This window comes from Clostridium intestinale (genome assembly GCF_035905475.1).
GTDB lineage: Bacteria > Bacillota > Clostridia > Clostridiales > Clostridiaceae > Clostridium_T > Clostridium_T intestinale.
In genome coordinates this window covers 189,707-215,918 of record NZ_CP121166.1, presented here as the reverse complement: position 1 = coordinate 215,918, position 26,212 = coordinate 189,707, and the positions used below count along the sequence as shown (strand labels likewise).

20 protein-coding genes, 1 riboswitch and 1 other annotated feature (1 of these 22 only partly in view) are annotated in these 26,212 nt (G+C 30.2%); of the genes, 3 read left to right on the top strand and 17 right to left on the bottom strand.

The window, feature by feature from the left end:
• Positions 1–416: 416 nt before the first annotated feature.
• From P8F83_RS00965 to P8F83_RS00955, 3 genes are all read right to left on the bottom strand, one after another.
• Complete coding sequence (locus P8F83_RS00965; protein ID WP_021803010.1) at positions 417–989, bottom strand: xanthine phosphoribosyltransferase; 573 nt, start codon at positions 987–989, stop codon at positions 417–419.
• Positions 990–1,056: 67 nt separating this feature from the next.
• A riboswitch (purine riboswitch) is annotated at positions 1,057–1,158 on the bottom strand.
• 47 nt (positions 1,159–1,205) lie between these two features.
• A complete protein-coding gene (fabV, locus tag P8F83_RS00960) occupies positions 1,206–2,369 on the bottom strand; it encodes an enoyl-ACP reductase FabV (protein ID WP_326513060.1) in 1,164 nt (387 codons plus the stop codon).
• 110 nt (positions 2,370–2,479) lie between these two features.
• Positions 2,480–3,088 (bottom strand): DJ-1/PfpI family protein, encoded by a 609-nt coding sequence (locus tag P8F83_RS00955; RefSeq protein ID WP_326513059.1) that lies wholly within the window; start codon positions 3,086–3,088, stop codon positions 2,480–2,482.
• Between the two features lie 128 nt (positions 3,089–3,216).
• On the opposite strand from P8F83_RS00955, the gene P8F83_RS00950 reads away from it, so the two are divergent.
• The gene (locus tag P8F83_RS00950) at positions 3,217–3,705 is read left to right on the top strand and encodes a flavodoxin family protein (protein WP_286906646.1); all 489 of its coding nucleotides are present in this window, start codon (positions 3,217–3,219) and stop codon (positions 3,703–3,705) included.
• 53 nt (positions 3,706–3,758) lie between these two features.
• Here P8F83_RS00950 and P8F83_RS00945 read toward each other — a convergent pair whose 3' ends face one another.
• From P8F83_RS00945 to P8F83_RS00925, 5 genes are all read right to left on the bottom strand, one after another.
• Entirely contained in the window at positions 3,759–4,757 is a 999-nt protein-coding gene (locus P8F83_RS00945) for an inorganic phosphate transporter (RefSeq protein WP_326513058.1), read from the bottom strand.
• Positions 4,750–5,373, bottom strand: coding sequence for a DUF47 domain-containing protein (locus tag P8F83_RS00940; protein WP_286906650.1), 624 nt, complete (start codon positions 5,371–5,373; stop codon positions 4,750–4,752). The genes P8F83_RS00945 and P8F83_RS00940 overlap by 8 nt, the downstream gene beginning before the upstream one ends.
• A gap of 292 nt (positions 5,374–5,665) precedes the next feature.
• The gene (nifJ, locus tag P8F83_RS00935; RefSeq protein WP_286906651.1) at positions 5,666–9,175 is read right to left on the bottom strand and encodes a pyruvate:ferredoxin (flavodoxin) oxidoreductase; all 3,510 of its coding nucleotides are present in this window, start codon (positions 9,173–9,175) and stop codon (positions 5,666–5,668) included.
• A gap of 86 nt (positions 9,176–9,261) precedes the next feature.
• Entirely contained in the window at positions 9,262–9,690 is a 429-nt protein-coding gene (locus tag P8F83_RS00930) for a flavodoxin (protein WP_286906653.1), read from the bottom strand.
• A 354-nt stretch (positions 9,691–10,044) separates the two neighbouring features.
• Positions 10,045–11,118, bottom strand: a complete 1,074-nt coding sequence (locus P8F83_RS00925) for an undecaprenyldiphospho-muramoylpentapeptide beta-N-acetylglucosaminyltransferase (RefSeq protein WP_286906756.1) — start codon at positions 11,116–11,118, stop codon at positions 10,045–10,047.
• A 172-nt stretch (positions 11,119–11,290) separates the two neighbouring features.
• Here P8F83_RS00925 and P8F83_RS00920 point away from each other — a divergent pair, with 172 nt between their 5' ends.
• Positions 11,291–11,473 (top strand): alpha/beta-type small acid-soluble spore protein, encoded by a 183-nt coding sequence (locus P8F83_RS00920; protein ID WP_073020884.1) that lies wholly within the window; start codon positions 11,291–11,293, stop codon positions 11,471–11,473.
• A gap of 464 nt (positions 11,474–11,937) precedes the next feature.
• Here the strand turns inward: P8F83_RS00920 and recJ are convergent, their stop codons facing one another.
• The 9 genes from recJ to msrA form a co-directional block, all read right to left on the bottom strand.
• On the bottom strand, positions 11,938–13,710 hold the full coding sequence (recJ, locus tag P8F83_RS00915; protein WP_326513057.1) for a single-stranded-DNA-specific exonuclease RecJ: 1,773 nt from the start codon (positions 13,708–13,710) through the stop codon (positions 11,938–11,940).
• A gap of 10 nt (positions 13,711–13,720) precedes the next feature.
• A complete protein-coding gene (locus tag P8F83_RS00910; protein WP_326513056.1) occupies positions 13,721–14,929 on the bottom strand; it encodes a M16 family metallopeptidase in 1,209 nt (402 codons plus the stop codon).
• Between the two features lie 58 nt (positions 14,930–14,987).
• Positions 14,988–15,551, bottom strand: a complete 564-nt coding sequence (locus P8F83_RS00905) for a DJ-1 family glyoxalase III (RefSeq protein WP_326513055.1) — start codon at positions 15,549–15,551, stop codon at positions 14,988–14,990.
• Between the two features lie 12 nt (positions 15,552–15,563).
• Positions 15,564–18,467 carry a DNA topoisomerase IV subunit A gene (locus tag P8F83_RS00900; protein WP_326513054.1) on the bottom strand — a complete coding sequence of 968 codons (2,904 nt, stop codon included), beginning with the start codon at positions 18,465–18,467 and terminating at the stop codon, positions 15,564–15,566.
• A gap of 15 nt (positions 18,468–18,482) precedes the next feature.
• A complete protein-coding gene (locus P8F83_RS00895; protein ID WP_238905512.1) occupies positions 18,483–20,435 on the bottom strand; it encodes a DNA gyrase/topoisomerase IV subunit B in 1,953 nt (650 codons plus the stop codon).
• Positions 20,436–20,660: 225 nt separating this feature from the next.
• Positions 20,661–22,052: a glycosyltransferase family 2 protein gene (locus P8F83_RS00890; protein WP_326513053.1), complete on the bottom strand. Its 1,392-nt coding sequence runs from the start codon at positions 22,050–22,052 to the stop codon at positions 20,661–20,663.
• Between the two features lie 268 nt (positions 22,053–22,320).
• Positions 22,321–22,587 carry a DUF1294 domain-containing protein gene (locus P8F83_RS00885; protein WP_286906670.1) on the bottom strand — a complete coding sequence of 89 codons (267 nt, stop codon included), beginning with the start codon at positions 22,585–22,587 and terminating at the stop codon, positions 22,321–22,323.
• 150 nt (positions 22,588–22,737) lie between these two features.
• Positions 22,738–24,084 carry an NADP-specific glutamate dehydrogenase gene (gdhA, locus tag P8F83_RS00880; RefSeq protein WP_326513052.1) on the bottom strand — a complete coding sequence of 449 codons (1,347 nt, stop codon included), beginning with the start codon at positions 24,082–24,084 and terminating at the stop codon, positions 22,738–22,740.
• A 63-nt stretch (positions 24,085–24,147) separates the two neighbouring features.
• Positions 24,148–24,624, bottom strand: a complete 477-nt coding sequence (gene msrA / locus P8F83_RS00875) for a peptide-methionine (S)-S-oxide reductase MsrA (protein ID WP_326513051.1) — start codon at positions 24,622–24,624, stop codon at positions 24,148–24,150.
• Between the two features lie 123 nt (positions 24,625–24,747).
• Between msrA and uvsE the strand changes: the two genes are divergently transcribed.
• Positions 24,748–25,995, top strand: a complete 1,248-nt coding sequence (uvsE, locus tag P8F83_RS00870) for a UV DNA damage repair endonuclease UvsE (protein WP_326513050.1) — start codon at positions 24,748–24,750, stop codon at positions 25,993–25,995.
• Between the two features lie 124 nt (positions 25,996–26,119).
• Positions 26,120–26,212: a binding site (T-box leader), on the top strand; it runs 69 nt beyond the window's last position.

Sequence of the window (26,212 nt, the reverse complement as noted above, 5' to 3'; positions counted from 1 at the left end):
TACGTTCATACTCTCAACTCCTTTTAAATATTATTATTCATCTGTTACTTCTTAATATAATTATATGCTATATCATTAATAAAATCAACTATATTTTATTAATTAATTATTTAACATAGGTATTTTATATTGATTTGTTAAATAAATATTTAACGAGATAACATATTATTAATGGCACTATTTTAATTGTTTTTAGATATATCCACATATTCTAAGGAATAATGCTGATATATATTTATTTAGCATTACTAATTTAACAGAAAATAATTCTTATTTACTAGTAATTATATTTATTATGTTATAAAATCCCCTATATTATTCATATTTTTTTAAATAACTACATGTACACATTTATATAAATAAACAAATTTTGTTAACCTAATAACTTTAAATAAAAAAGAGAACAAGTCTCCTTTTTATTTAAAGTAAACTTGTCCCTCTTCTAACTTATCTATTATTGCTAAAGATTCCACTGGAACTCCTTGCTTTTCTATTTCAGATCTTCCAGGTTGGAAGCCCTTTTCTATAACTATACCTACTGCTACTGGTTCAGCCTCAGCTTGTCTAACAACATCTATTAATCCACAAGCAGCGCATCCATTAGCTAAGAAGTCATCTATAATAAGTATTCTTTCTTTTTTATTTATAAATCTTTTATTAACAACTACATCATAAATTTTATTTTTAGTGAAAGATTGAACTCTAGAATGGTATACTTCTTTATCCATATTAGCTGATGCTATCTTTTTAGCAAATACTACAGGAACATAGTCAAAGTGTTGCGATAATATAGTAGCTATACCTATACCTGAAGCCTCTATAGTAAGTATCTTATCTATCTTCTTACCTTCCATTCTTTTTTTAAACTCTTTTCCCATCTCATTAAAAAGTTTCACATCCATTTGATGATTTAAAAAGGAATCAACCTTTAGTATATTTCCTGGTAAAACTTTTCCTTCTTCTCTTATTTTGTTTTTTAATAATTCCATTACTTTTCCTCCTAAAATAAAAAGAACCTATGAACTAAAAAGACTTCAGTTCATAGGCATAAGTTAAAAACACCAAAATAACGTTCGTAGTCGGGTAGTTTAAAGGCTCCCGGTAGAGACACTTGGACCATATTTCCATGCATATACGAACTGAAGTTATATTCTCTTTTAACTTTATGTTATATTATTTTTAAGAACAAATCAACTTTTTTTATTTTATATCTCAACATCTTTAGTGTAATCTATATTTTCAAACCCAAATCCAAACAGTTTAAGAAAATCTTCTCTAAAGCCTTCTGCATCTGAGTACTCTTTTACATTTTCACTATTAATTTTATCCCATATATCTTTGATTTCCTGTTGAACATCTTCTCTCATTTCTAGATCATCTATTCTAATTCTACCTGCTTCATCTAGAGCTAATTCTCCTCCATATAATCTTTCAGAGAATAATCTATAACATTGCTCTATGCAACCTTCATGTATTCCTTTTTCCTTCATAACCTTAAACATTATAGATATATAAAGTGAAACTACAGGTATAGCTGAAGATGCTTGAGTTACTAATCCTTTGTTTACAGACACATAGGCTTCACCTTTTAGATCTTTTAGCATAAGGTTTATTTCTTTGCTTTTTTCATCTAAATCCTTTTTAGCCATTCCAATAGTTCCGTTATTATACATTGGATAAGTCAATTCAGAACCTATATAAGAGTAAGCTAATGTCCTTACTCCTTCTTTTAATACATCAGCTTCTTTTAAAGCTTCCATCCATAGCTTCCAATCTTCTCCGCCCATAACTTTAATAGTTCCTTGAATTTCTTCTTCTGTTGCTCTTTCTACTTCTACGTCACTTATCTTAAAACTATGGAAGTCTAAAGTCTTACTTTTAAAGTCTTCTCCTATAGTCTTTAATACTGAAGAATAAACTTCTCCTGATACAGGATCTTTTCTTCTAGGTGATGCTAATGAATATATAACTAAATCTATTTTTCCCATATTATTTTTTATTTCTTCAATAGCTTCTGCTTTTATTTCATTTGAAAAAGCATCTCCATTTATACTTTTGTGAAACCCACCTTGTTCTTTTGCAAATTTCTCAAATGCCTTATTGTTATACCAGCCAGGTGTTGCTGTTCTTTTTTCACTAGCTTCTTTTTCAAAACTTATTCCTAAAGTATTAGCACCTGTTGAAAAAGTTGCAACTATTCTTGAAGCTAATCCATATCCAGTAGAAGCTCCTATTATTAGTACGTTTTTAGCTCCTTCAATTTCACCTTTTGATTTCACATACTCTATTTGTTCTCTAACATTTTCTTCACAGCCAATCGGGTGAGCTGCTGTACATATAAAACCTCTAAACTTAGGTTCAATCCTCATATTTTAATCCTCCAACTTACTTTTCTTTTAATAAACTTTGATAATCAAAATATTTTACATATAAAATAATATAGCATACATTTATAATTAAGTCATTAATTTTTTCTCTATTATTCAACTTTAAATAAATCTTTTTTAGGATCTTCATTCCATATATATTCAATTCTATTACATATATTTAAAGCTACATCTCTTCCTAAGATATCACCTATAAACCCTAAACTCATATCTATACCTGCTGAAACTCCTGAAGATGTATATATATTACCATCCTTTACCCATCTGGCCTCTTTTATCCACAATACTTTATCACTTTGCTCCTTAACCCAATTAAAAGATCTTTTATTAGAAGTTGCTTCTCTTCCATCTAGTAAGCCTGACTTAGCTAATAATGCAGAACCTGTACAAACAGTTAATATATATTTTGAGTTAAGTGATATATCTTTAATATATTTTAGTAGTTTATAGTCCTCAACACCTTTTCTAGTTCCAGCTCCCCCTGGAATAAACAATATCTCTTTATATTTTGTAGAATACTCATATTTATCTGTTTGGATTCTTACACCCTGTGAACTTGTTATTATACCTGAATCCATAGATATAAAATTCATTTTGAACTCTTCTTTAACACATCCAAAAATCTCTACTGGTCCAAATACATCTAAAGTTTCAAAGTCATTAAACAATACAACATTTATTCTATAAATCTCAACCACCACCTAAATTTCTTTTATTAAATTATACTAAATTTTCCATGGATATAAAACTTAAGTAGTTAATTATATCATTTACTTCTTAAAAATCTCTGTTATAATAGTATTTAAGTTAATATTTTAGGGGGAAAGAAATGGAAAGTGCCAGTAGTATCATTTATTATTACTCAAGGACAAAAAATACTGCATCAGTAGCCCAAGACCTATCGGACTTATTAAACTGTCCCATTGAAGAAATTATAGATTGGAAAAAAAGAAAAGGAATTTTTAGTTTTTTAACTAATAGTTATGAAGCTATAACTGGAAAAGAAACAAAAATTGCTCCTATTTCAAATAATCCAAAACACTTTAATCATATAATATTAGGATTTCCAGTATGGGCTTCACACATACCACCAGCTATTAGAACTTTTATTAATAAATACAAAGAAGATATTAATTCAATTAGCCTTTTTTGTACTCAAGGTGGCAATGGCGGTGAAAAAACTTTTTCATTGATTGAAGAAATTTTAAACATAAATCCAAACTTCAAAATTATTATAAATAGAAGAGATGTTAAAGCTCTAAATTATATGGGTAATTTAGAAAGCTTCCTGATAAATGAAAAACTCAGCTTAGGCTGAGTTTTTTTATTTAGGTATAATAAAACTCGGCATTTCTACCGAGTTAAATAATCTTATATGTGATTTACAATTAATGAAACTATAGCTCCAACTAGAGCACAAGATGGTATTGTTACCACCCAAGTTGTAACAATATTTTTTGCTACTCCCCATCTTACAGCTGAAAGTCTTTTAGCTGCTGATACTCCCATAATAGAGGTAGATACTATATGTGTAGTACTTACTGGTGCATCCATCATGGTAGCAGTAAATATTACCGCTGAGCTTGTTAAATCAGCTGAAAACCCTGAAGCCGGAGTTAATTTTGCCATCCCACTTCCCATGGTCTTAATAATTCTCCATCCACCTACAGAGGTTCCTAATGCCATTGCAGTTGCGCAGGCTAATTTAACCCATAATGGAACATGGAAACTTCCTATCACACCACCACTAAACAGTGCTAAAGATATTATTCCCATTGATTTCTGAGCATCATTACTTCCATGATTAAATGCAAGGAAAGCTGCTGATAAAACCTGAGCTTTTAAAAATCCTCTTGTAGCTTTTGCAGGTTTAGTTTTTCTAAAAATCCAGTTTATCGTGGTCATGACTATGTATCCAAATATAAATCCTATAACAGGTGATAAAAATAACCACAAAACTACTTTAATAAAGAAAGTAGCCCAATTTACTGTATGTATACTTCCTGAAAATGCTATAGCTGCTCCTATTAATCCTCCTATAAGAGCATGAGAAGAACTACTTGGAATACCAACATACCAAGTAATTAAATTCCATATGATAGCTGCAATAATGGCTGCTAAAACTACTTTTATAGGTGCTCCACCATCATGTATTATTCCTGAACCAATAGTTGTTGCAACCTTTGTGCTAACAAGCGCTCCTATAAAATTTAAGCCTGCTGACATTAAAATTGCCTTCTGTGGAGAAAGTGCTCTTGTAGTTACTGAACTAGCTATTGCATTAGCTGTATCATGAAATCCATTTATAAAATCGAATGCTAACGCTAATATAACTATTATTATAGTTATTAGTTGAGTAGAATTAAGCATGCTTCATTACAACTCCTTCAACAACATTAGCTAAGGTTTCACAGGAGTCTAATGTTTTTTCTAGCTTTTCATATAAATCTTTCCAAACTATAATTTCAATATTATTTACTTCTGTTGTAAAAAGTTCTCTCATACCATCTCTGTATGCATAATCACCTTTTGTTTCTAAAAGATTTAATTCTGATATTACCTTATAAATACTGTCATCAGTTTTAAAGTTTTGTAACTTTATAAATAAATCCTTCATCTTTTTGCAAGATTCATCTATAAGGTCCACTATAGTATAGCTTTTTTCTCTACTAGTTTTTATATCGTACATAAGATATCTTCCAGCTATGTCCTCTATATTATCAACGACATCATCTAGTCTTTTAACTATTAATAATATATCCTCTCTATCAAGTGGAGTTATAAAACTATTATTTAGTTCTTCTAAAATCTTATGAACTAAGTCATCACCTTTATGTTCTATATCCTTTAATCTTAAGCTTATATCTTCTGCATTCTCTACGTTTCTTGACAATAACGTAAGTTCATTTGAGGCCTCTTCTATAATACTAGTAAACTCGATAAATAAATCATAAAACTTATCATTTTTAGGTGAAAAATTAAACATGATATCTGTCCTCTCCTTATGTATATAGTAATACTATCTTATAATAATCCTCCATTGTTAAATCTATATTAAGAATATTAAGCTTGGTATAAGTTTGTTATTCTTGCGTTAAAAAACATTTACATTTATCTATTTGTTATTTTTTAGCCTATATAAATGCTTTTTTTTAGTATTTGTGCATATTTTTTTGCATTCTTAAGTTAAATTCCATTTACTTACTTAACATATTCTTAACATTTAAAAATTAAAAAAAGAGATCTAGAAACTCTAGACCCCTTTTATTGATTATTTATTATTGATTAGCTAATTTCTTGTAAGATTCTAATCTTTCCATAGCATCTTGGTAAGTTTTCTCAAATAAAGCATCAGCTGCTTCTGGGAATGCCTTAGCAAGAGATGAGTATCTAACTTCACCCATTAAGAATTCTTTAAAGTCTTCTTTAGGTTCTTTAGAATCTAAGGTAAATGGATTTTTACCAGCATCTTTTAATGTTGGGTTAAATCTATACATACCCCAATATCCACAATCAACAGCTTTTTTAGCTTCTAATTGAGAATTACCCATACCAGCTTTTAATCCATGGTTTATACATGGAGCATAAGCTATGATTAATGATGGACCTGGATAAGCTTCAGCTTCAGCTATAGCTTTAAGAGTTTGGTTCTTGTCTGCTCCCATAGAAATTTGAGCAACATATACATAACCATAGCTCATAGCTATCATTCCAAGATCTTTCTTCTTAGTTCTCTTACCAGATGCAGCAAACTTAGCTATAGCAGCTGTTGGAGTTGACTTAGATGATTGACCACCAGTGTTTGAGTAAACTTCTGTATCAAATACAAGTATGTTTACATCTTCTCCTGATGCAATAACATGGTCTAATCCACCAAATCCTATATCGTAAGCCCAACCGTCTCCACCAAAGATCCATTGAGATCTCTTAGTTAAGTAGTCTTTATTCTTTAATAATTCTTTAGCGAATTCGTTAGTTTCACCTTGTAGAGCTGCAACAACTCTTTCTGATCTTGTTCTAGTTCCTTCTCCACTGTTAACATTAGTTAACCAGTCTTCTAAAGCAGCTTTAGCTTCTTCAGATACACCAGCTTCTATTGCTTTCTTAGCTTGTTCTTCCAATCTTTCTCTTTGAGCTTTAACTCCTAAGAACATACCTAATCCAAACTCAGCATTATCTTCAAATAATGAGTTAGACCAAGCTGGACCATATCCTTGATGATTCTTAGTGTATGGAGTTGAAGGAGCAGATCCTCCCCAAATTGATGAACATCCAGTAGCATTAGCTACCATCATTCTATCACCAAATAATTGAGTTACAAGCTTAGCGTATGGAGTTTCTCCACAACCAGCACAAGCACCAGAGAACTCAAGTAATGGTTGCTCAAATTGGCTTCCTTTTAATGTTAATTTATTCATTGGGTTTGGTTTTGCAGCTACTTTCTTAGTTACAAAATCCCATCTTTCGATCTCAACATGTTGAGATTCTTGTGGTTTCATTAATAATGCTTTTCCAGGTGCTGGACATACTTGAGCACAGTTTCCACAACCAGTACAATCTAGTGGGCTTACAGCCATAGTGTATGATAATGGAGTTTCTGTCTTTAATGCCTTAGCTGGAACTAATTTTAATCCTTCTGGTACTGCATTCTTTTCTTCTTCGTTTAATAAGAATGGTCTGATTACAGCATGAGGACAAACATATGAACATTGGTTACATTGAATACATTTATCTGCTTGCCATTCAGGAACGTTTATAGCTATTCCTCTCTTTTCGTAAGCAGCAGTACCATTTTCAAATGTACCATCTTCCATTCCTAAGAATGCAGATACAGGAAGTTTATCTCCTTCTTGTCTGTTCATTGGTTCAACTATTTTCTTTATGAATTCTGGTACAGCAGTTACAGCAGCTTCTGCTTCTACAGCTGATTTCCAGCTTTCAGGTACATCTATAGCAACGATTGATTCGATTCCTCTATCAATAGCAGCATAGTTCATGTTAACAACTTTTTCACCTTTTTTGCCGTATGACTTAACAACAGCATCTTTTAAGTACTTAACAGCATCTTCAACTGGTATTATGCTAGCAAGCTTAAAGAAAGCTGATTGCATTATCATGTTGAATCTTCCACCAAGACCTATTTCTTGAGCTATTTTAACAGCATTTATAGTGTAGAACTTAATGTTGTTTTCAGCTATAAATTTCTTATATGAAGCTGGTAATTTTGTTTCTAATTCTTCTGGAGACCATATAGTGTTTAATAAGAAAGTTGCACCTGGTTTTAATCCATCAAGTACATTGTACTTATTAACATATGATTGGTTAGAACAAGAAACGAAGTCAGCTTTGTTTATTAAGTATGGTGACTTAATTGCTTTTTTACCAAATCTTAAGTGAGATACAGTTATACCACCTGATTTTTTAGAATCATAGAAGAAATATGCTTGTGCATACATTTCTGTATGATCTCCAATGATTTTAATAGCGCTCTTATTAGCACCAACTGTACCGTCTGATCCTAATCCCCAGAACTTACAAGCTGTAGTTCCTACTGGTGTAGCATCGATATCTTCAGTTACATCTAGTGATAAGTTAGTAACGTCATCAACAATTCCTATTGTGAATCCATTTTTAGGTTCAGCTTTTGCTAAGTTTGCATAAACTGCAGCAATATGTGCTGGATTTGGATCTTTAGATCCTAAACCAAATCTACCACCAACAACTACAGGTGCATCTTCTTTTCCAAAGAATGCATTTCTAACGTCTAAGTATAATGGTTCCCCAGCTGATCCTGGTTCTTTAGTTCTATCTAAAACAGCTATCTTCTTAGCAGTTTTTGGAATAACAGCTAATAATCTTTCATTTGAGAAAGGTCTGAATAGTCTTACTTTAACTAAACCAACTTTTTCTCCTTTTGCTGTTAAATAATCTATAGTTTCTTCACATACATCTGTTGCAGAACCCATAGCTATGATAACTCTATCAGCATCTGGTGCACCATAGTAATCGAAACAGTGATATTCTCTACCAGTTAATTTAGTTATTTCAGCCATGTAGCTTTCAACTGTATCTGGTAAGTTGTTGTAGTAGTTGTTAACTACTTCTCTTTCTTGGAAATAGATATCAGCATTTTGAGCTGTACCTCTTGTTACAGGATGATCAGGGTTTAAAGCTCTTCTTTTAAAACTGTCTACACATTCCCAATCTACTAACTTAGATAATTCATCATATTCAAGAACTTCAATTTTTTGAATTTCATGAGATGTTCTGAATCCATCAAAGAAGTTTAAGAATGGTACTCTTGTTTTAATAGCTGTTAAATGGGCAACAGCTGCTAAATCCATAACTTCTTGAACTGAACCTTCTGCAAGCATAGCAAAACCAGTTTGTCTAGCTGCCATAACGTCTTGGTGATCACCAAATATGTTAAGAGCTGATGTAGCTAATGCTCTAGCTGATACGTGAAGTACTCCTGGAAGTAATTCTCCTGCAATTTTATACATATTAGGAATCATTAATAATAGACCTTGAGAAGCAGTGAAAGTAGTAGTTAATGCACCAGCTTGTAGTGAACCGTGAACTGCTCCAGCAGCTCCTGCTTCTGATTGCATTTCCATAACTTTAACTGTTTGTCCAAAGAGATTCTTTCTTCCTTGGGCAACCCACTCATCAACATTTTCTGCCATAGGTGATGAAGGAGTTATTGGGTAAATCGCTGCAACTTCGGTAAATGCATAAGCTATATGAGCTGCTGCTGCATTACCATCCATAGTTTTCATTTTTCTCATCGTGTTGACCCCTCTTTCTATTCAACTTAGATATTTATTTAATATACCTCAAAATACACATTAATTCTGAAATATATATAAACAGACTAGTTTTCCGCAAGCTTTTTTCCTAATTCTATTGCAATTTTTAGCTCACTATCTTCTGGCGATTCTTTTACAGCTAGTGTTCCTATAACATTGAATCCATAATCTTTCATTCTTAAATTCCATTCATTTATGAATTCTCCATCATCCCAACCATATGATCCAAATAAAGCAACTTTTTTATTATCATTAGGTATTAGTTTAAGTTCTTTAACAAACGGTTCCATTTCCTTTTGTTCTATTCTATTACTATCCATAGAAGGACTTCCTAAAGCTACTGCATCTGCTTCAATAACATCTGATATGTTAGCTTCTGAAACTAGTTTTATATTTACTATTGCTCCTAGCTTCTCTGCACCTTCTTTTATAGCATTAGCTAAAACCTCAACATTTCCACCATTACTCCAATAAATAATGCTAATTTTTTTCATCTTAATCACCTCTTGGTTTGTTAAAATGTTAACAAGATTGTATTTTGCTAATTTATGCCTTCTTAAAGCTTACATAAATATTATATAACAAAGGATTTATTTTGCAAGTTTCATATTATCAGTTAAGTTAAAAATTAGTTCATAATTAAAAGTATTTGGGTATTAGCCTTATATTTACGGATATTTCTCCAATATACTCTATATTGCTCGATAATTTGTCTTTATAGCTAAAATTTATTGTATATCTCTAGATTATTCTAATTTTCTTAATATTTTAATTATTCCTATTATACTAAATTCACAAACTTTTCCCAGGAAATAAAATCTACTTTCTTATCTACATAAACCACTATATTATTTTTTAATACTACCCAATATGACCTTAATTACATTATTAACTCCACTTTCCATAGAACTATTTTTTATAGTGGATATTAGCTTAGTCTTATTATTTTTTAAATCATTTATTGAGTTAATAAGAGTTGTTTCATTTAACTCCTCTTCTTCTAAGGTTAAACAGAATCCAGACTTTTTAAATGAATTTGCATTAAGTATTTGATCCCCTCTACTTGCTTTTTTAGATAGAGGAATTAGTAGCATTGGTTTTCTTAAAGCTAAAAATTCAAAAATAGAGTTTGATCCAGCTCTTGATATAACATAATCACAAGCCTTCATAAGATGAGGAAGTTCATCAGAAACATACTCAAACTGACTATATCCTCTATAATTTTCTAGAGATTTATCTATATTTCCCTTGCCACATATGTGAATTATATTAAATTCATTCAGAAGTTTTGATAGATTTCCTCTAACAGCATTATTAATTATTTGAGAACCTAAACTTCCACCCATAATTAATATAATTTCTTTATCATCTGTAAACCCTGCTATTTTTTTACCTTTTTCTTTGTTTCCTTCTAGAATTTCTTCTCTAATAGGAGATCCAGTCAATATTCCCTTGTCTTTTTTTATATACTTAATACTTTCTGGAAACGTTACACAAAGCTTATTGCAAAAAGGTGCACTTAATTTGTTTGCAAGACCAGGAGTTATATCAGATTCATGAGCTATTACTGGTATTCCTTTCATGGTTGCCGCCATAACTACAGGTACAGCAACAAATCCACCTTTTGAAAAAACTACATCTGGTTTTTCTTTTGTCATTATTATAAACGCCTGAAATAAGCCTTTAACCACTTTAAATGGATCAGAGAAATTTTTTAAATCAAAATATCTTCTAAGCTTTCCTGAGCTTATAGAATAATATTCTATATTTTCTTTTGTAATTATCTCTTTTTCTATTCCATCTTTACTTCCTATATATTTTATTTGAAAGCCCTTCTCTTTAAGCTTAGGTATTAGCGCTAAATTTGGAGTTACATGACCTGCAGTTCCTCCACCTGTCATTATTATTTTATACAAATAAATCATCCCCTTTTTTAAACTTCACTCTATGAATTTTCAACTTTTTTTAATAAAAAGTCAATATTAAATACAAGTTTTTGAAAGCTTTTCCTCTTTACCCTTTATTTTTATAATATAATTCTCACCAATAAGGACAACATATAATCACAATCAAATTTATTAGGAGGTGTCAATTATGGCATATAAAAAATTAGTACCAGAAGCAAGAAATGGATTATCAAAATTCAAACACGAAGTAGCAGGTGAACTTGGTGTTCAACTAAAAGACTACAATGGAGACTTAACTTCTAAAGAAGCAGGATCTATTGGTGGTGAAATGGTTAAAAGAATGGTAGAAAAGTACGAACAAAACTTATAATTCTCGAAGAGAATTATCTTAATTCCTTAAACAAAACTTATAATAAGTGCTATAAAATTATATTAAATTTTTAATATAATTATACACTTAAAATCTACCATACATTAGTTTTAGAGGAGCTTTAATGGCTCCTCTTTCTTTATTGCTATATCATTATTTAAAATCTTACCTATGTTCCACTGCTCCTATTCACCACTTTTGTAATGCTCCTATTCACCGCTTTTGCACTGCTTTTGTGTTTTTATGCTTTTGCGTAACGATGCTCCTCTTTTCCTCAATTCTGCTGTTTCACTCTCCCAAATAGCGCTGTTCCTATGATTTTTTAAACTTAACCTAAATAAAAAGAGACTTTTATACTAAATGTTTAGCATAAAGTCTCAATTATTTTTTACTTAATCCGATAGCTAGCTCCTGGATTAGTTCAACTAAATTCAGCTGGAGCATAAAACTCCACCTGAAAAGTTTCACTTTATAAATCTTAGTGATTCAATTTTAGCTTGAATGGTTTTGTTTCCGTTATATTCATTAATTGATGGATAATAAACTAAAGCACACTTTATATTGCAATAACTACTAGTTTCAATTTCTAATGCTTTAACTTCTCCAAAGTGTTTATTTAAAAGTTTTCTAAATTCATCTCCAACATTAAATGCTATCCCATTTATAGTTGTAGTGTCAAAAGAGAAGGAAACTCTGATTGAATTACGCTCATTTCCTATAAACCATACTCTTTTTAAGTAGACATCCTTTTCTCCAAATAAGGGTTTAGGATTTCCTTTTCCAAAAGGAGCTAAAGCTTCAATTTCTTCTATAAGTTCATAATTTAAATTTCTAAAAGGAAGATGCATATCTATTCTTATTTCTGGAAGCATATCATCTTCGGTTAACTCACAGTTATTAATTAAAGCATCTCTAAGCTTAGGTAAGTTTTCTTCTCGTACAGATAATCCTGCTGCCATAGGATGTCCACCAAATTTTTCTATAAGGTAGCTACACTTAGTTAACTCTTTGTGCATATTATATTTTTCAATACTTCTACCAGATCCCTTAGGCATCTCTTTTCCTGAAGTCATTACTATAGCTGGAGCATTATACCGCTCTCTTATTCTTCCAGCTACAATTCCAGCTAAGCTTTCATGTATACTAGGCTCATATACAAAAAGCACCTTATCTTTTTCATAACCATTTTCTCTAATAATATCTATAACTTTTTCTAAACTTACATTGGTCATCTCTTGTCTTTCTCTATTAAGAGTCAATAATCTCTGTGCTAATTCATTACTTGATTTTTCGCTGTCTGACATTAATAATTCTAATGCCAAATCTGCTGTTTCTAATCTTCCTGTGGCATTTATACAAGGACCTATAACAAAACCTAGATGATATTCATTTAATATTTTATCCTGTAGATTATTTGCTTTAATTAATGATTTAAGTCCTAAATTTTTAGTGTTATTTAATCTTTTTAAACCTTCTTTTACTATTATTCTATTTTCATTAACTAAATCAACAACATCACAAACTGTAGCTATTGCTGCAATTTCAACTAAATCTTCAACTCTAGAGGTATCTATCCTTAGTTCCTTACACAAACACAATATAAATTTATATGCAATTCCTGCCCCACAAAGACTTTTGAAGGGATAGGAACAATCCTTTTGCTTAGGATTTACTATAGCATCTGCTGGAGGTATTTTTTCTTCATTTCTTCCATCTTCTAACTCCACAAAAGGTATATCATGATGATCCGTAACTACAACTTTCATTCCAAGACTTTTTGCATATTTAACTTCATTAAAAGCTGATATACCATTATCACAGGTTAAAATTATCTCGTAACCTTCTTTATATAGCTCACCTATTCGTTTTTCATTCATACCATAACCTTCATTTTCTCTGTGAGGTATATGGTATGAGACCTTAGCTCCACACTCTTTTAGTCCTTTTAATAATATATATGTGGAACTTACTCCATCACAATCATAATCTCCATAAATCAGTATAGGCTTCTTTTCAAGAACATACTTCTTTATTATATCAATGGCAAGGTGCATATCTTTCATCATAAACCCATCTTGAAGCTCCTCTATAGAACCATTTATAAATAAATCAATCTCTTTACTGGTTGTTATACCTCTATTCGATAAAATCTTCCCCATAATAGGATTTAAACCTAGTTCCTTATAAGTAGAATCTTCTATCTTTTTTCCCTCTCTCATTATCCATTTTTCTTTCATTTCTTCTCCTTTAGTATAAAATCTCAATAGACGGCTTATTAAGAACCTTTTTAACTACACTAACAACATCTACCTGATTTATGCTTTCTAGGTTATATTTAAAGTTTAGACTTTCTACTCCGTTATTAAACATAACCTCATTTGTGGTTATATACTTTGCTAATTCAACTGAACGTTCTAACCAAAACTCTCTTTTTAATATTAATCTTTTTTTCAAAACCTCAATATCCTTTAGAGACAGCTTTTCTAAGTTTTCAACAGATTTATTTAAGGTCTCATTTATTGAGGAAATGGTTTTATGAATATTTTCTTTTGAAGTAGACGTATTTATAGAAAAAACTTCTATCCCTTTTTCTTTTTTAACAGATGAAGATATATCATAAGCATATCCATTTTTAGTTCTAACTTCTTCAAAAAGTAAAGAACTCATTCCTTCCCCTATAAAAAGTGAATATAGGCTTAATGCTTCTAACTCTTTGTAAGTTAAGTCATTTATGTTAAAAATATATTGTATTTTAGCTCCATTAAAACCTTGAACCTCTTTATAATAGGTTCCTGACTTATTACTTTCCTCTGGAAACTTTGGCTTATTATATTTACTACTTTTAATAGTGAAGTTTTTTAATATAGATTTTATATCATCAATTCCTAGTGAGGATATTATGGTTATTACGCAATTATCTCCTACGTAATATTCTTCATAAAAGTTTTTAAGTTCTTGTAAGGTAATATTTTTTATAGATTCTTCTTTTCCTATAATCATTTCTTTAATTCTTTTTTGATTATAGGAATTATAAAATAGTTCATCTTCGCAATATTGCTCGAAATCTTCCTTCCACTCTTTCCACTCCTGAAGTATTACATCCATTTCTTCCTTGAAGCCTTCCTTTTTAAAGCTTGGCTCAATAATTATATCTCTAAAAATACTAAATCCTTCTTTAAAATCATAGGAAGAACAACTTCCATAGTAAATTGCATAAGGATAATTGGTCATAGCATTATTAAAAGCAAATATCTTATCTAAACTTATGTTTATTTCTGCTTCAGTTCTGTTTTTAGTTCCTTTAAACAACATATGTTCTAATGCATGAGCTACACCATAATTATAACCACTCTCATTATTTGCACCAGCTTCAAAGCCTATACAAAATGAAGTCATATCTCCTTGTATTTGATTATATATTACCCTAACACCATTATCTAATTTAAATCTTTCCATAACATATCTCCTGTTATTAAATAAAAGAAACCTTGCTTTAGCAAAGTTTCTTTTATGACTATATTTTTTCTTTAAGCAAGTTATAAACCATGCCTTCTTTTAAGTTTTCTGCCTTATCTTCTGCACCGAAGTAATTTAATATCTCATATGCAAAAGCTAATGTTGTTGCAGGACCTCTACTAGTTAAAATATTCTCATCTCTAACAACTAAGTCCTCTTTATATAAGCTATGTTCTAATTCGTCTTTAAAGCTTGGATATGAAGTTACACTTCTACCACTAACTATGCCAGCCTTTTCTAAAACTATTGGTGCAGCGCAGATAGCTGCAACTAGTTTACCAGAGGCATAAAACTCTTTAACTAATTCTATAACTTTAATATCTTCCCTTAAGTTTTTAGCACCAGGCATTCCTCCTGGTAAGATAATTCCATCATAATCAAAGAAATTACCTTCTTTAATACTTTTGTCTGCTTTTACTACAATGTCGTGAGATCCTCTAACTTCTAATTCCCCTAATGCTACCATATGACATTCGAAATCTGCTCTTCTTAAAACATCCACAACTGTTAATGCCTCAATTTCTTCGAATCCATCAGCTAACATAATTATAAGTTTTTTCATAAAAACCTCCTCTTATTTGAAAACAACCTCTTTAACGCTATCTTCTAGTACTATGAGCATTAAGCTATTTCCTCTTCCTGCTCTGTTTTGAAGTTTTAACTCTTCTAAGGCTACTTCCTTCTTTTCCTTATTTTTTGAAGTAATAATCAGCTTTTTAATATAATTATACCCACATTTTTCTCCATTTACAATTAGGGTTGATAAACATTTTCCTGCTACTACCTCATCTTCATCTTTTAAGGATATCCCTGTAACTCCTGATGCTAGTTTTCCCATGGCATTTACTGTATTACCTTCAAACAATATTCCCATAGCTTTTTTCGTTACTATAAGTATATTAGGATTTTCCCCATCTATTGAGGTTGATACAATACTATCTTTAGGCGTTTTTAATTTGTATCCTTGCACATTATTATAATCTCCTTTAAATTCTTTTAAAGAAGTTTTCTTAATTAATCCATTTTTAGAGAAGAAGTATACATATTCTTGTTCATAATATTCACTTACAGATACTATATTAATTATTTCCTCCCCTTTGTCAAAGGAATCTACTAATTTATCAAGATGTATTTCATTTATCTCTTGAATCTGTGCTGCTTTTAGTTTAAAGACTTTTCCAAGGCTTGAGAAAATTAATATCTCCTCATTTGTATTAGTGCGAGTTTTCATTAGTGATGTTGGAAGTTTACCATCTTTATTTATTTTTATATTACCTTTTTTATCTATTCCAACAATAAAGTCTAAAATATTATATTCACTTACATATTCAGTTTTAACTATCTCATCTTTTCCCGGAAGTAAACACAGTGCTTGAGGAACAATATTTCTCTCAGCTGCTTCAAGTTTAGGTTCTTCAACTGTGAAAACTAATCCGTTTTTGGTTTCAATTTTTAAAAACTCTTCTTGTTTATTTTCTTCTATAAGAGTTACATTTAAAAGTTTATCTCCATCTTTTAATTTAAGAGCTTGAAGTTTTGTATATCCACTTATAAATTTATCTAAAGTGCTCTTTTTTATTCCACCGTTAGTTGTTATGAACTTAAATAAATTATTAGGTGTAAAGTTATCTATTGAAAAAGCTCCTACTATGTTTTCTTTATCTAAATTTATGGTTTTTATGATTTCATCTATTCTAACGCCTTTATCTTTCCACTTCATATCTGGAATTGCATTTATTTTTATTTGATACATGTATCCAGTGTCCGTAAATACACCTAATGAATCTCTGGTATTACCATTTAAAGTATATGTTAAGAAGTCGCCTTCCCTATACTCTATATCCTCTGGATCAGCATTAATTCTAGCATAGGTTTTTAAAGGAATCCTTTTAATAAATCCATCCTTAGAAAGTGTTATAACTACATCCTCTACCACAATTAACTCTTCTATATCTATTTTACCTTCATTTTCATCATGGATAATTTGAGTTCTTCTTGGATTTGCAAACTTTTCTGATACTTCTAAAAGTTCTGCTTTAATTACTTTTAATAATTCTTTTTCTTCTGCAAGAATCTTTTTTAATTTCTTTATTGTTTTTTCAAGCTCTTTATATTCTTTTTCAAATATATTTATTTCTAGCCCTGTTAATCTATACAACATCAATTCTAATATAGCTTCAGCTTGAGGTTCTGTAAATCCAAATTTATTTATAAGATTTATTCCTGCATCTTTTTTAGACTTGGAAGCTCTTATTGTTGCGATAACCTCATCTAAAACATTAATTGCTTTTATAAACCCTTCAACTATGTGGAATCTCTTTTCTGCATTTTCTAGTTCCTTTGTTGTTCTTCTAGTTATTACTTCTTTCTGGTGATTAACATAATGAGTAATTATAGATTTAACTCCTAAGGTTTCTGGTTTTCCATCTGCTAATGCAACCATGTTAAAGCTTATATTGCATTGAAGATCTGTTTTCTTAAATAAATATTTTAGCACTTTATCAGCTGCGTCTTCGTCTGCTGTTTTTCTAAGTTCTACAACTGCTCTAATACCAGTTCTATCTGATTCATCTCTAATATCTGTTATAGCCTCTAAGGCTTTAGCATGTCTCTTATCACCGGTCATTTCAGATATTGTTTGAAGTAATTTAGCCTTATTTCTTCTAAATGGGAATTCTGTTATTACAATTCCTACTCTTCCATTCTCTAGCTTCTCAATAGAAGTTTTAGCTCTTAGAACTACCTTTCCTTCTCCAGTTTCATAGGCAGTTTGTATAGATTCTCTCCCTATGATAACTCCTCCAGTTGGAAGATCTGGTCCTTTAATGTAATTCATAAGTTCCTTTGTTGTTATTTCATTATTATCGATATAGGCTAAAGTTCCATCAATTACTTCTTTTAAGTTATGTGGTGGTATATTGGTTGCAAGTCCTACAGCTATACCAAATGTTCCATTTACTAAAAGATTTGGATATTTTGCAGGCAATACCCTTGGTTCCATTTCACTATCTGAATAGTTAGGAACCATTTCCACAACATCTTTATCAATATCTCTTAACATTTCCATAGCAATTGGTGCTAGCCTAGCTTCTGTATAACGCATTGCAGCTGCCCCGTCACCATCTATAGAACCCCAGTTTCCTTGTCCATCAATCAATGGCTCTCTAGTAGTAAAGTTCTGAGCAAGTATTACCATTGCATCATATACAGACGAATCTCCATGCGGATGGAATTTACCTAATATATCTCCAACTATTCTAGCTGATTTGTAGTAAGGTCTATCTGGATATGCTTTTAATAAATATGCTCCATATAATATTCTTCTATGTACAGGCTTTAAACCATCTCTAACATCTGGTAAAGCTCTGTCTTTGGCTACTTCTATAGCATATGGCAGGTAATTATCTGGCATTGCTTCTTCTAAAGGTACTCTAACTATATTATTATCTTGAGGTATTTCTGTCTTCTTTTTAGCCATTCCCGTCACCCTTTCTTAAAACTCTCCGTACTTATACATATATTTCTTTCTTGGTTCAACTACATCACCCATAAGCAATGAAACCATTTTTTCAGCTTTTGCTGCATCATCTATAGTAACTTGTAAAAGGGTTCTAGATTCAGGATTTAAGGTTGTTTGCCATAATTGCTCTGGATTCATCTCACCCAATCCTTTATATCTTTGTATAAGAGCTCCTTTACCTATTTCTTTTTTTGCTTTTTCTAGTTCTTCATCTGAGTAGGCATATTTATGAACTTCTCCACTTCTAGTATTTTTATATACTTTATATAATGGAGGTTGTGCTAAATATAAATGCCCGTTTGCTATAAGTGGTCTCATATATCTATAAATGTATGTCATCCACAAGGTTCTAATATGATATCCATCTACATCAGCATCGCTCATGATTATGATTTTATCATATTTCATATCTTCTTCTTTATAATTATCTAAAGTTCCTGTTCCTATTGCTGTATTAAATATTTTAAGCTCTTCTGAAGCTAAAACATTCTCTAGTTTCTGCTTTTCTGTATTCATTATTTTACCTTTAGATGGCATAATAGTCTGGAATCTTCTATCTCTTGCTTGCTTAGCAGAGCCACCAGCTGAATCTCCCTCAACTACAATAAACTCGTTAACAGTTTTGTCTCTCATTGTACATACAGCTATTTTTCCTGCTAATGGAGCTGTACCTTTTCCTATTTTCTTTCTTTCAGCTTCATTAATCTTTTTTATTTTCTCTCTTCTAGCTGCCGCATCTAAAGCGTTATTAATAATAGAGGTTGCAATCTCTTTATTATCCTCTATCCATTCACAAAGCTTAGTATAAGCTAAATCATTCATCATGGTATAAGCTTCATTATTACCTAACTTAGTTTTTGTTTGTCCTTCGAATATAGGATTTGTTATTTTTATTCTTACAATTGCAGTCATACCTTCTCTTAGGTCATCACCTTCAAAATCCTTATCCTTTTCTTTAACTAAATTAAGTTTTTTAGCCCATTCCTTAAAGGCCCTAGTCATTCCTGTCTTAAATCCAGTCTCATGAGTACCAGCTTCTGTTGTAGGTATATTATTAACATAGCTAGCTATATATTCTGTTGTAGAATCTGTAAACTGAATACATATCTCTCCATACATATTAATGCTTTGAGCACTTCTTTCTCCATCGAATATTATTGGTAATGGATGAAGTGGAGTTTTACTCTCATTTAAGTATTCTATAAAATCTAATAGTCCTCTTTCAGAGTAATATTCTTTTACTACAGCCTCATCTTTTCTTTCATCTCTAAACTCTAATCTAATTCCTTTATTTTGGAAGGCTAATTCTTTTAATCTTTCATCTATTACATCAAATTTAAAATCTGTAGATGTAAAAACCTCTGTATCTGGTAAAAAAGTTACCTTAGTGCCAGTTACATTACTTTTTCCTACTTCTTTTAAAGGATGAACTGGAGTTCCAGGCATATCCTTTTTTAATTCTTTGTCAAAGGTGTATTCAAATCGTTGAAGATACTTTTTACCCTTTTGACTAACTTCAACTTCTAGCCATTTTGATAGTGCATTTACTACAGCTGCACCAACTCCATGAAGTCCTCCTGATGTTTTATAGTTTTCATTATCAAACTTTCCTCCTGTGTGAAGCTCTGTATACACCATCTCCACACCTGACTTCTTTTTTATAGGATGTATTCCTGTAGGAACACCTCTCCCATTATCTATTATTGTAACGCTTTTATCTTTATTTAAAACTACAGTAGCTTTATCACCATATCCATTTGATATTTCATCAATAGCATTATCTAGTATCTCCCATACACAATGGTGCAAGCCTTTGCTTCCTGTAGAACCTATATACATTCCTGGTCTTACTCTAACCGGTTCCAATTTCTCTAAAGATGTTAAAGAGGTCACATCATACTTATGCATACTACTTTCTTTACTCATTCTTCCCCTCCGTACTTCCTCATTAAGTCATAAATTTATATTTTAAATTATTATCTACACTTTAAGATATTCGAATTTTTTATTGGTTTATTTATAATATGTTCACTAGATAGTAAAAAATATACCTAATTTTCTCCTCTTTGTCAAACGGATGTTCTGTAAAATTATGTTATTTTATTTATTTGCAAAATAAAACCCAATGATCTACATTGGGTTAATAATCAATTAAACATCATAAATGCCTATTTGTCTTACGTGTTTTGTATGACTCCATTCTTTATTGTTCTTATTTAAGATACCTTGAATAGTTATAGGTATCCAAGTTAAGCTGTAAATGGCATACAATAAGTATCTAAAGAAAGCTAAGAAACCCTTTTTGCCTAACAATACAAAAGAAATAATAAAAAATCCTATTGTATAAAGCGCATGAACTCCAGTAATAATATACATATTTTTAACACCATCTAATAATACTGGAAAAATAAACGCATTAAGTGAATATGCTGCAAATACTGCAAGTAATTTCCCTGAAACCTTTTTGTCTTTAAATAAAACAAATGGAGTAAATAAAAATTGTACCATCAAGAAAATTCCCCATATTGTACTACCAAATAGACTCTTCATTTCAAATATATTCAATCCACTTTCCACATTTGCTTGCAAGAAAGATAGTATTAGCGATATTCCTAAAAGTAAAACTACAAAAGGTTGTGCAACATATAAAGCACAATCAAGAGCTCTAAAGTCTTTATCTTTTATAGCTTTTTTAACAAGCCTTGTGAAAAATCTTGTTGCAACGTCTGCAAATCCTTGCATCCATCTTTTTCTTTGATTCCAAGATTGCTTTAAAGTAAGTGGTTTTTCATCATATATTACTGCATCATGAGCCCAACCAACTCTTTCATTATTTAAAATAAGCTTACAGCTAAATTCTAAATCCTCTGTTAGACAAGTTGCACCCCATCCAAGCTTCTTAAGGATATTTATGTCTATTGCGAAACCTGTTCCACCAATTTGGTTAGATAAACCTAAGTTTTCTCTTGATAATTGGAACATTCTATTTTGTGACCAAAATGCTATAGAATAAGAGTTTGCAATCCATGAATCTTCTGGGTTTTTTGAATCAAGATAGCCTTGGACAACTTTAAAACCTTCATTCATCTTAGCATTTATTTCTCTTAAGAACTCTGTTGAAACTAAATTATCCGCATCAAATATAGCAACTGCATCATAGTTCTCTTTCATTTTGAATATTTTATCAAACATCCATTCAAGAGCGTAACCTTTACCTCTTTTTTCTTTGTCATTTCTTTCAAAAACTTTAACACCATGTGCTCTAGAAATTTCAGCTGTTTTATCTGTACAGTTATCTGCAATTACAAATACATCATAAAGCTCTTTTGGATAATTAAGCTTTCCCATGCTGTCCAGCAAATTACTAATAACAACTTCTTCATTGTGAGCTGCAACTATTAACGCATATTTCTTATTTGCTGTATAATCCTTCTCCTTATTTTTTCTAAAAAGACCAAATACCGCTATTATCAAATAGTATCCAGTAATACAAAATACAAATATTTGAAATATGCCAGTAATGACTGAAATGTAGTATTCCATCCTACTCACTCCTAAAATTATATTTAAATTCATGTACATCCAATTTTATTTTCATTAAAAAAATTAATTGTCTATTCCATTTATGTACCCCTACTAATATATTGCATAGTATAAAAAAAATCAAGTGCTCTCTTACTCTCAAGTATGTATTATTTTTCTTATATTTTTCTTAAAAAACTATTGCAATTTAATTAAAATATGATAATATTTTTAAAATTTATACAGATTAAATCAAAAATAATAAAATACGCTCTATATTTTTGATAAGTTAAAAATTAATATAATACATATATATTAGTATTTGAACAATAAGAATGCTGGGAATCCCATATGTAAACTTTTTATGTTTAGTTTTATGTCTAAAGAAGTTCATTCCGCCTATTATGCCTAAGCTTCCTCCAAACATAGCTATTAAAAATAAAGTACTTTCTTTAGTTCTCCAATTCTTTTTTATAGCTGCTCTTTTATCTTTCCACATTATAAGTAATCCTATTAAATTTAATACAAAAAAATATATATAAATATATTTATTCAAAACAATACCTCTCTATAAACGAAATAATTTATTCTTCCTTCTCTCTTAAGGATAGGCTAAAATTTTATTAAATTCCACTACAAATTTCTTAAGATTTTTTATCGAATAAAAAATGCTGTATCTTTAAACTTAAAGATACAGCATAAAATTTTATACTACCCCTTGTGCTAACATGGCGTTAGCCACTTTTATAAAGCCTGCTATATTGGCTCCAATAATTAAATTATCTTCTTCACCATACTCTTTTGCAGTTTTTTTTATGTTATTAAATATATTGCTCATTATTTCTTTTAATCTTTCATCAACTTCTTCAAAACTCCAAGCATATCTAATACTATTTTGAGACATCTCTAGCGCTGAACAAGCTACTCCACCAGCATTTGCAGCTTTCGATGGACCAAATAATATATTATTTTCTAAAAATAAATCTATAGCTTCTAGTGTAGATGGCATATTAGCCCCTTCTGAAACAGCAATAACACCATTTTTTATAAGTTCACTTGCTCCATGTTCATCTATCTCACCTTGAGTTGCACAAGGAAGAGCTATATCACATTTATTACTCCAAATCCCCTTATAATTATCTACAAACTTAGCTGTTGGTTTATCTTTTATATATTCCTTAATTCTTGCTCTTTTTATCTCTTTTATGTCCTTAAGTATCTTTAAATCAATACCATTTTCATCATATATATATCCACTAGAATCTGAACAAGCTACAATTTTAGCACCTAGTTCTATGGCTTTTTCCATAGCGTAAATTGCTACATTCCCAGATCCTGAAACAATGACTTTTTTCCCTTTAAAACTTAGTCCTTTATTCTTTAGCATTTCTTCTGTGAAATATACAAGCCCATATCCTGTAGCTTGTGTTCTAACTAAACTTCCTCCAAAGGTAAGACCTTTTCCAGTAAATACACCTTGATCACTCATGCTTTTTATTTTTTTATAATATCCATACATATACCCTATTTCTCTAGCACCAACGCCTATATCTCCTGCTGGTATATCCATATCTGAGCCTATATACTTATACAATTCTGACATAAAAGCTTGGCAAAACCTCATAATTTCATTATCTGATTTCCCCTTAGGATCAAAGTCTGCTCCACCTTTTCCTCCACCTATAGCTAACCCAGTTAGTGAGTTTTTAAAAATCTGCTCAAAACCTAAAAACTTTATAATACTTTGATTTACTGTAGGATGAAATCTAATACCACCTTTATAAGGTCCTATAGCTGAATTAAACTGAACTCTGTATCCTCTGTTTACATGAACTTTTCCTGTATCATCTACCCAAGGAACTCTAAAATATATTAATCTTTCTGGTTCAGTTATCCTTTCTAATAAAGCAGCTTCAATAAAATTAGGATTTTTATCAAATACGGGTGCTAAAGAAGTTAATACCTCTCTTACTGCATCAAAAAATTCTATCTCCCCTGGATTTCTTTTTTTAACTATATCTAATACCGATTCTACATATTCAATACCTTTCATATCTTCCTCCTAGCAAAAAATTGTTATGCCTTAAAAATTTAGAAAGGCTATATGTTACATATCTTAAGCGTCTAAATTAATATGACAATATCCACCTGGATTCTTTTTTAAATAACTTTGATGATATTCTTCTCCATCATAAAAACATTTTAATGGTTCTATCTCTGTAACTATTGGTTTATCATATTTTAACTGTTCTTTTTCTTTATATTTATTTATAACCGCTAAATCTTCTTTATCAATATAATATATTCCAGTCCTATATTGATGACCTATATCAGGCCCTTGTCTATTTAAAACAGTTGGATCTATTATTCCAAAATATTTTTCTAAAATCTTATCTAAAGTTACTTCCTCTTGTGCATACTCTATGTATATTGCCTCGGCATGACCAGTTAATCCTGTACATACCTCCTCATAGGTTGGATTTTCTTTATGTCCATTAGCATAACCTACTTTAGTTTCCTTAACTCCATCAATTCTAGAAAAATACTCTTCAACTCCCCAAAAGCATCCTCCAGCTAAAACTATTTTTTTCATAAAAATCACCTCTTTAAAAAATGTTATATTATATTATTATATTATTAAAAAAATTTATAAGGAATACTTTTATGTTTAAAATATATACTAAATTTACTTTATAAAATTAAGGAGAAACTTTTTATGAAAATAGGCTATGCATGTATCCCTTTAACTATCCCCTTTAGAACCAATAGAAGACTATTACTTAAAGACTTTACATATGAAAAAGCTTCAGAAATTATAGAAAGTAATCTTTCAGATTTACATAAAATACTAGAATATAATAAAAAAAGAGATATTGACCTTTTTAGAATATCTTCAGATATAATTCCTCTAGGAAGCCATGAAATTAATGATTTACCTTGGAAATCCATATTTAAATCTGAGCTAACCTCTATAGGAAATTACATAAAAGAAAATTCTATTAGAGTATCCATGCATCCTGGTCAATATACCATTATAAATTCTCCAAGTGAAGATATAGTAAATAAATCCATACGAGACTTTGAATATCACACAGATTTTTTAGATTCTTTAGATCTTGACTACACTCATAAATTAATTTTACATATAGGTGGAGTTTATGGTGATAAGCCTCTTGCTAAAAAACGCTTTATAGAAAATTTCAAAAGACTCTCCTCTTCTGCACAAAAAAGAATGATTATAGAAAATGATGAAAAAAATTATTCTTTAGAAGACGTTTTAGAAATAAGTGAAAAAATAAATATTCCAGTGGTATATGATAATCTTCATAATACTTGTTATGGTAGTAATGACTTAAGTGTCAAAGATATTTATAAATTAGTACATAAAACTTGGAAAAAAGAAGATGGAAATATGAAAGTTCATTATTCCCAGCAAGCTGAAAATAAAAAAATAGGCTCTCACTCCACAACAATTAATATTGAGGACTTTTTAGAATATTTTAAAGAATCAAAAGACTTTGATCCTGATATAATGCTTGAGGTAAAAGATAAAGACATATCATCTATAAAGGTTATAAATTCCCTAAATTCTCTTAAAGGGATTAATGCTAAATCCACAATAACAGAAGAATGGGCTAAATATAAATATGTTGTTATGGCATATAATTATGAAGCTTATAAAACATGTAGGAAAATAATAAAAGATAATGGAGATATATTGTCTTTATATAAATTTATAGATGAAACCTTAAAAAATCCTTTGGATGAAGGAAACTATATAAATACTTTACATCATGTATGGGGATACTTTAAAGACATCTCAAAAACTCAGGAAAAAAATCATTTCACAAAAATGATGAGTGAAAAAAAGTTTTCTAATGCTAAAGATTATCTATTTAAACTTACTAATAAATACGATGTAGAATACTTAAAAAAAGGATACTTCTTTCATGAAATACCCTAAAATAACAATTAACTATTTCTAATTTATTTCTTTGAATTATTAAATAATATATTTATTATTAATTTATTTCTTTACAAATTGACAATTTTACATATACAATATAAAATAATCAATATAATTAAATATTTATGCGATGAAAAAGAAAAGTAATAATATAATCCTTACAGAGAAGTTGTGTTTGGTGGAAACAACTAGGTTAATATTATGAAGGGAACTT

Coding starts and splice junctions, on each gene's coding strand:
- P8F83_RS00940 (WP_286906650.1), bottom strand. CDS start 5,373: ATGTTTAATTTTTCACCTAAAAATGATAAGTTTTATGATTTATTTATC.
- P8F83_RS00920 (WP_073020884.1), top strand. CDS start 11,291: ATGGCATATAAAAAATTAGTACCAGAAGCAAGAAATGGATTATCAAAA.
- fabV (WP_326513060.1), bottom strand. CDS start 2,369: ATGAGGATTGAACCTAAGTTTAGAGGTTTTATATGTACAGCAGCTCAC.
- P8F83_RS00900 (WP_326513054.1), bottom strand. CDS start 18,467: ATGGCTAAAAAGAAGACAGAAATACCTCAAGATAATAATATAGTTAGA.
- P8F83_RS00945 (WP_326513058.1), bottom strand. CDS start 4,757: ATGCTTAATTCTACTCAACTAATAACTATAATAATAGTTATATTAGCG.
- uvsE (WP_326513050.1), top strand. CDS start 24,748: ATGAAAATAGGCTATGCATGTATCCCTTTAACTATCCCCTTTAGAACC.
- msrA (WP_326513051.1), bottom strand. CDS start 24,624: ATGAAAAAAATAGTTTTAGCTGGAGGATGCTTTTGGGGAGTTGAAGAG.
- P8F83_RS00910 (WP_326513056.1), bottom strand. CDS start 14,929: ATGGAAAGATTTAAATTAGATAATGGTGTTAGGGTAATATATAATCAA.
- P8F83_RS00905 (WP_326513055.1), bottom strand. CDS start 15,551: ATGAAAAAACTTATAATTATGTTAGCTGATGGATTCGAAGAAATTGAG.
- P8F83_RS00930 (WP_286906653.1), bottom strand. CDS start 9,690: ATGAAAAAAATTAGCATTATTTATTGGAGTAATGGTGGAAATGTTGAG.
- P8F83_RS00965 (WP_021803010.1), bottom strand. CDS start 989: ATGGAATTATTAAAAAACAAAATAAGAGAAGAAGGAAAAGTTTTACCA.
- P8F83_RS00950 (WP_286906646.1), top strand. CDS start 3,217: ATGGAAAGTGCCAGTAGTATCATTTATTATTACTCAAGGACAAAAAAT.
- nifJ (WP_286906651.1), bottom strand. CDS start 9,175: ATGAGAAAAATGAAAACTATGGATGGTAATGCAGCAGCAGCTCATATA.
- recJ (WP_326513057.1), bottom strand. CDS start 13,710: ATGAAAGAAAAATGGATAATGAGAGAGGGAAAAAAGATAGAAGATTCT.
- gdhA (WP_326513052.1), bottom strand. CDS start 24,084: ATGAAAGGTATTGAATATGTAGAATCGGTATTAGATATAGTTAAAAAA.
- P8F83_RS00895 (WP_238905512.1), bottom strand. CDS start 20,435: ATGAGTAAAGAAAGTAGTATGCATAAGTATGATGTGACCTCTTTAACA.
- P8F83_RS00890 (WP_326513053.1), bottom strand. CDS start 22,052: ATGGAATACTACATTTCAGTCATTACTGGCATATTTCAAATATTTGTA.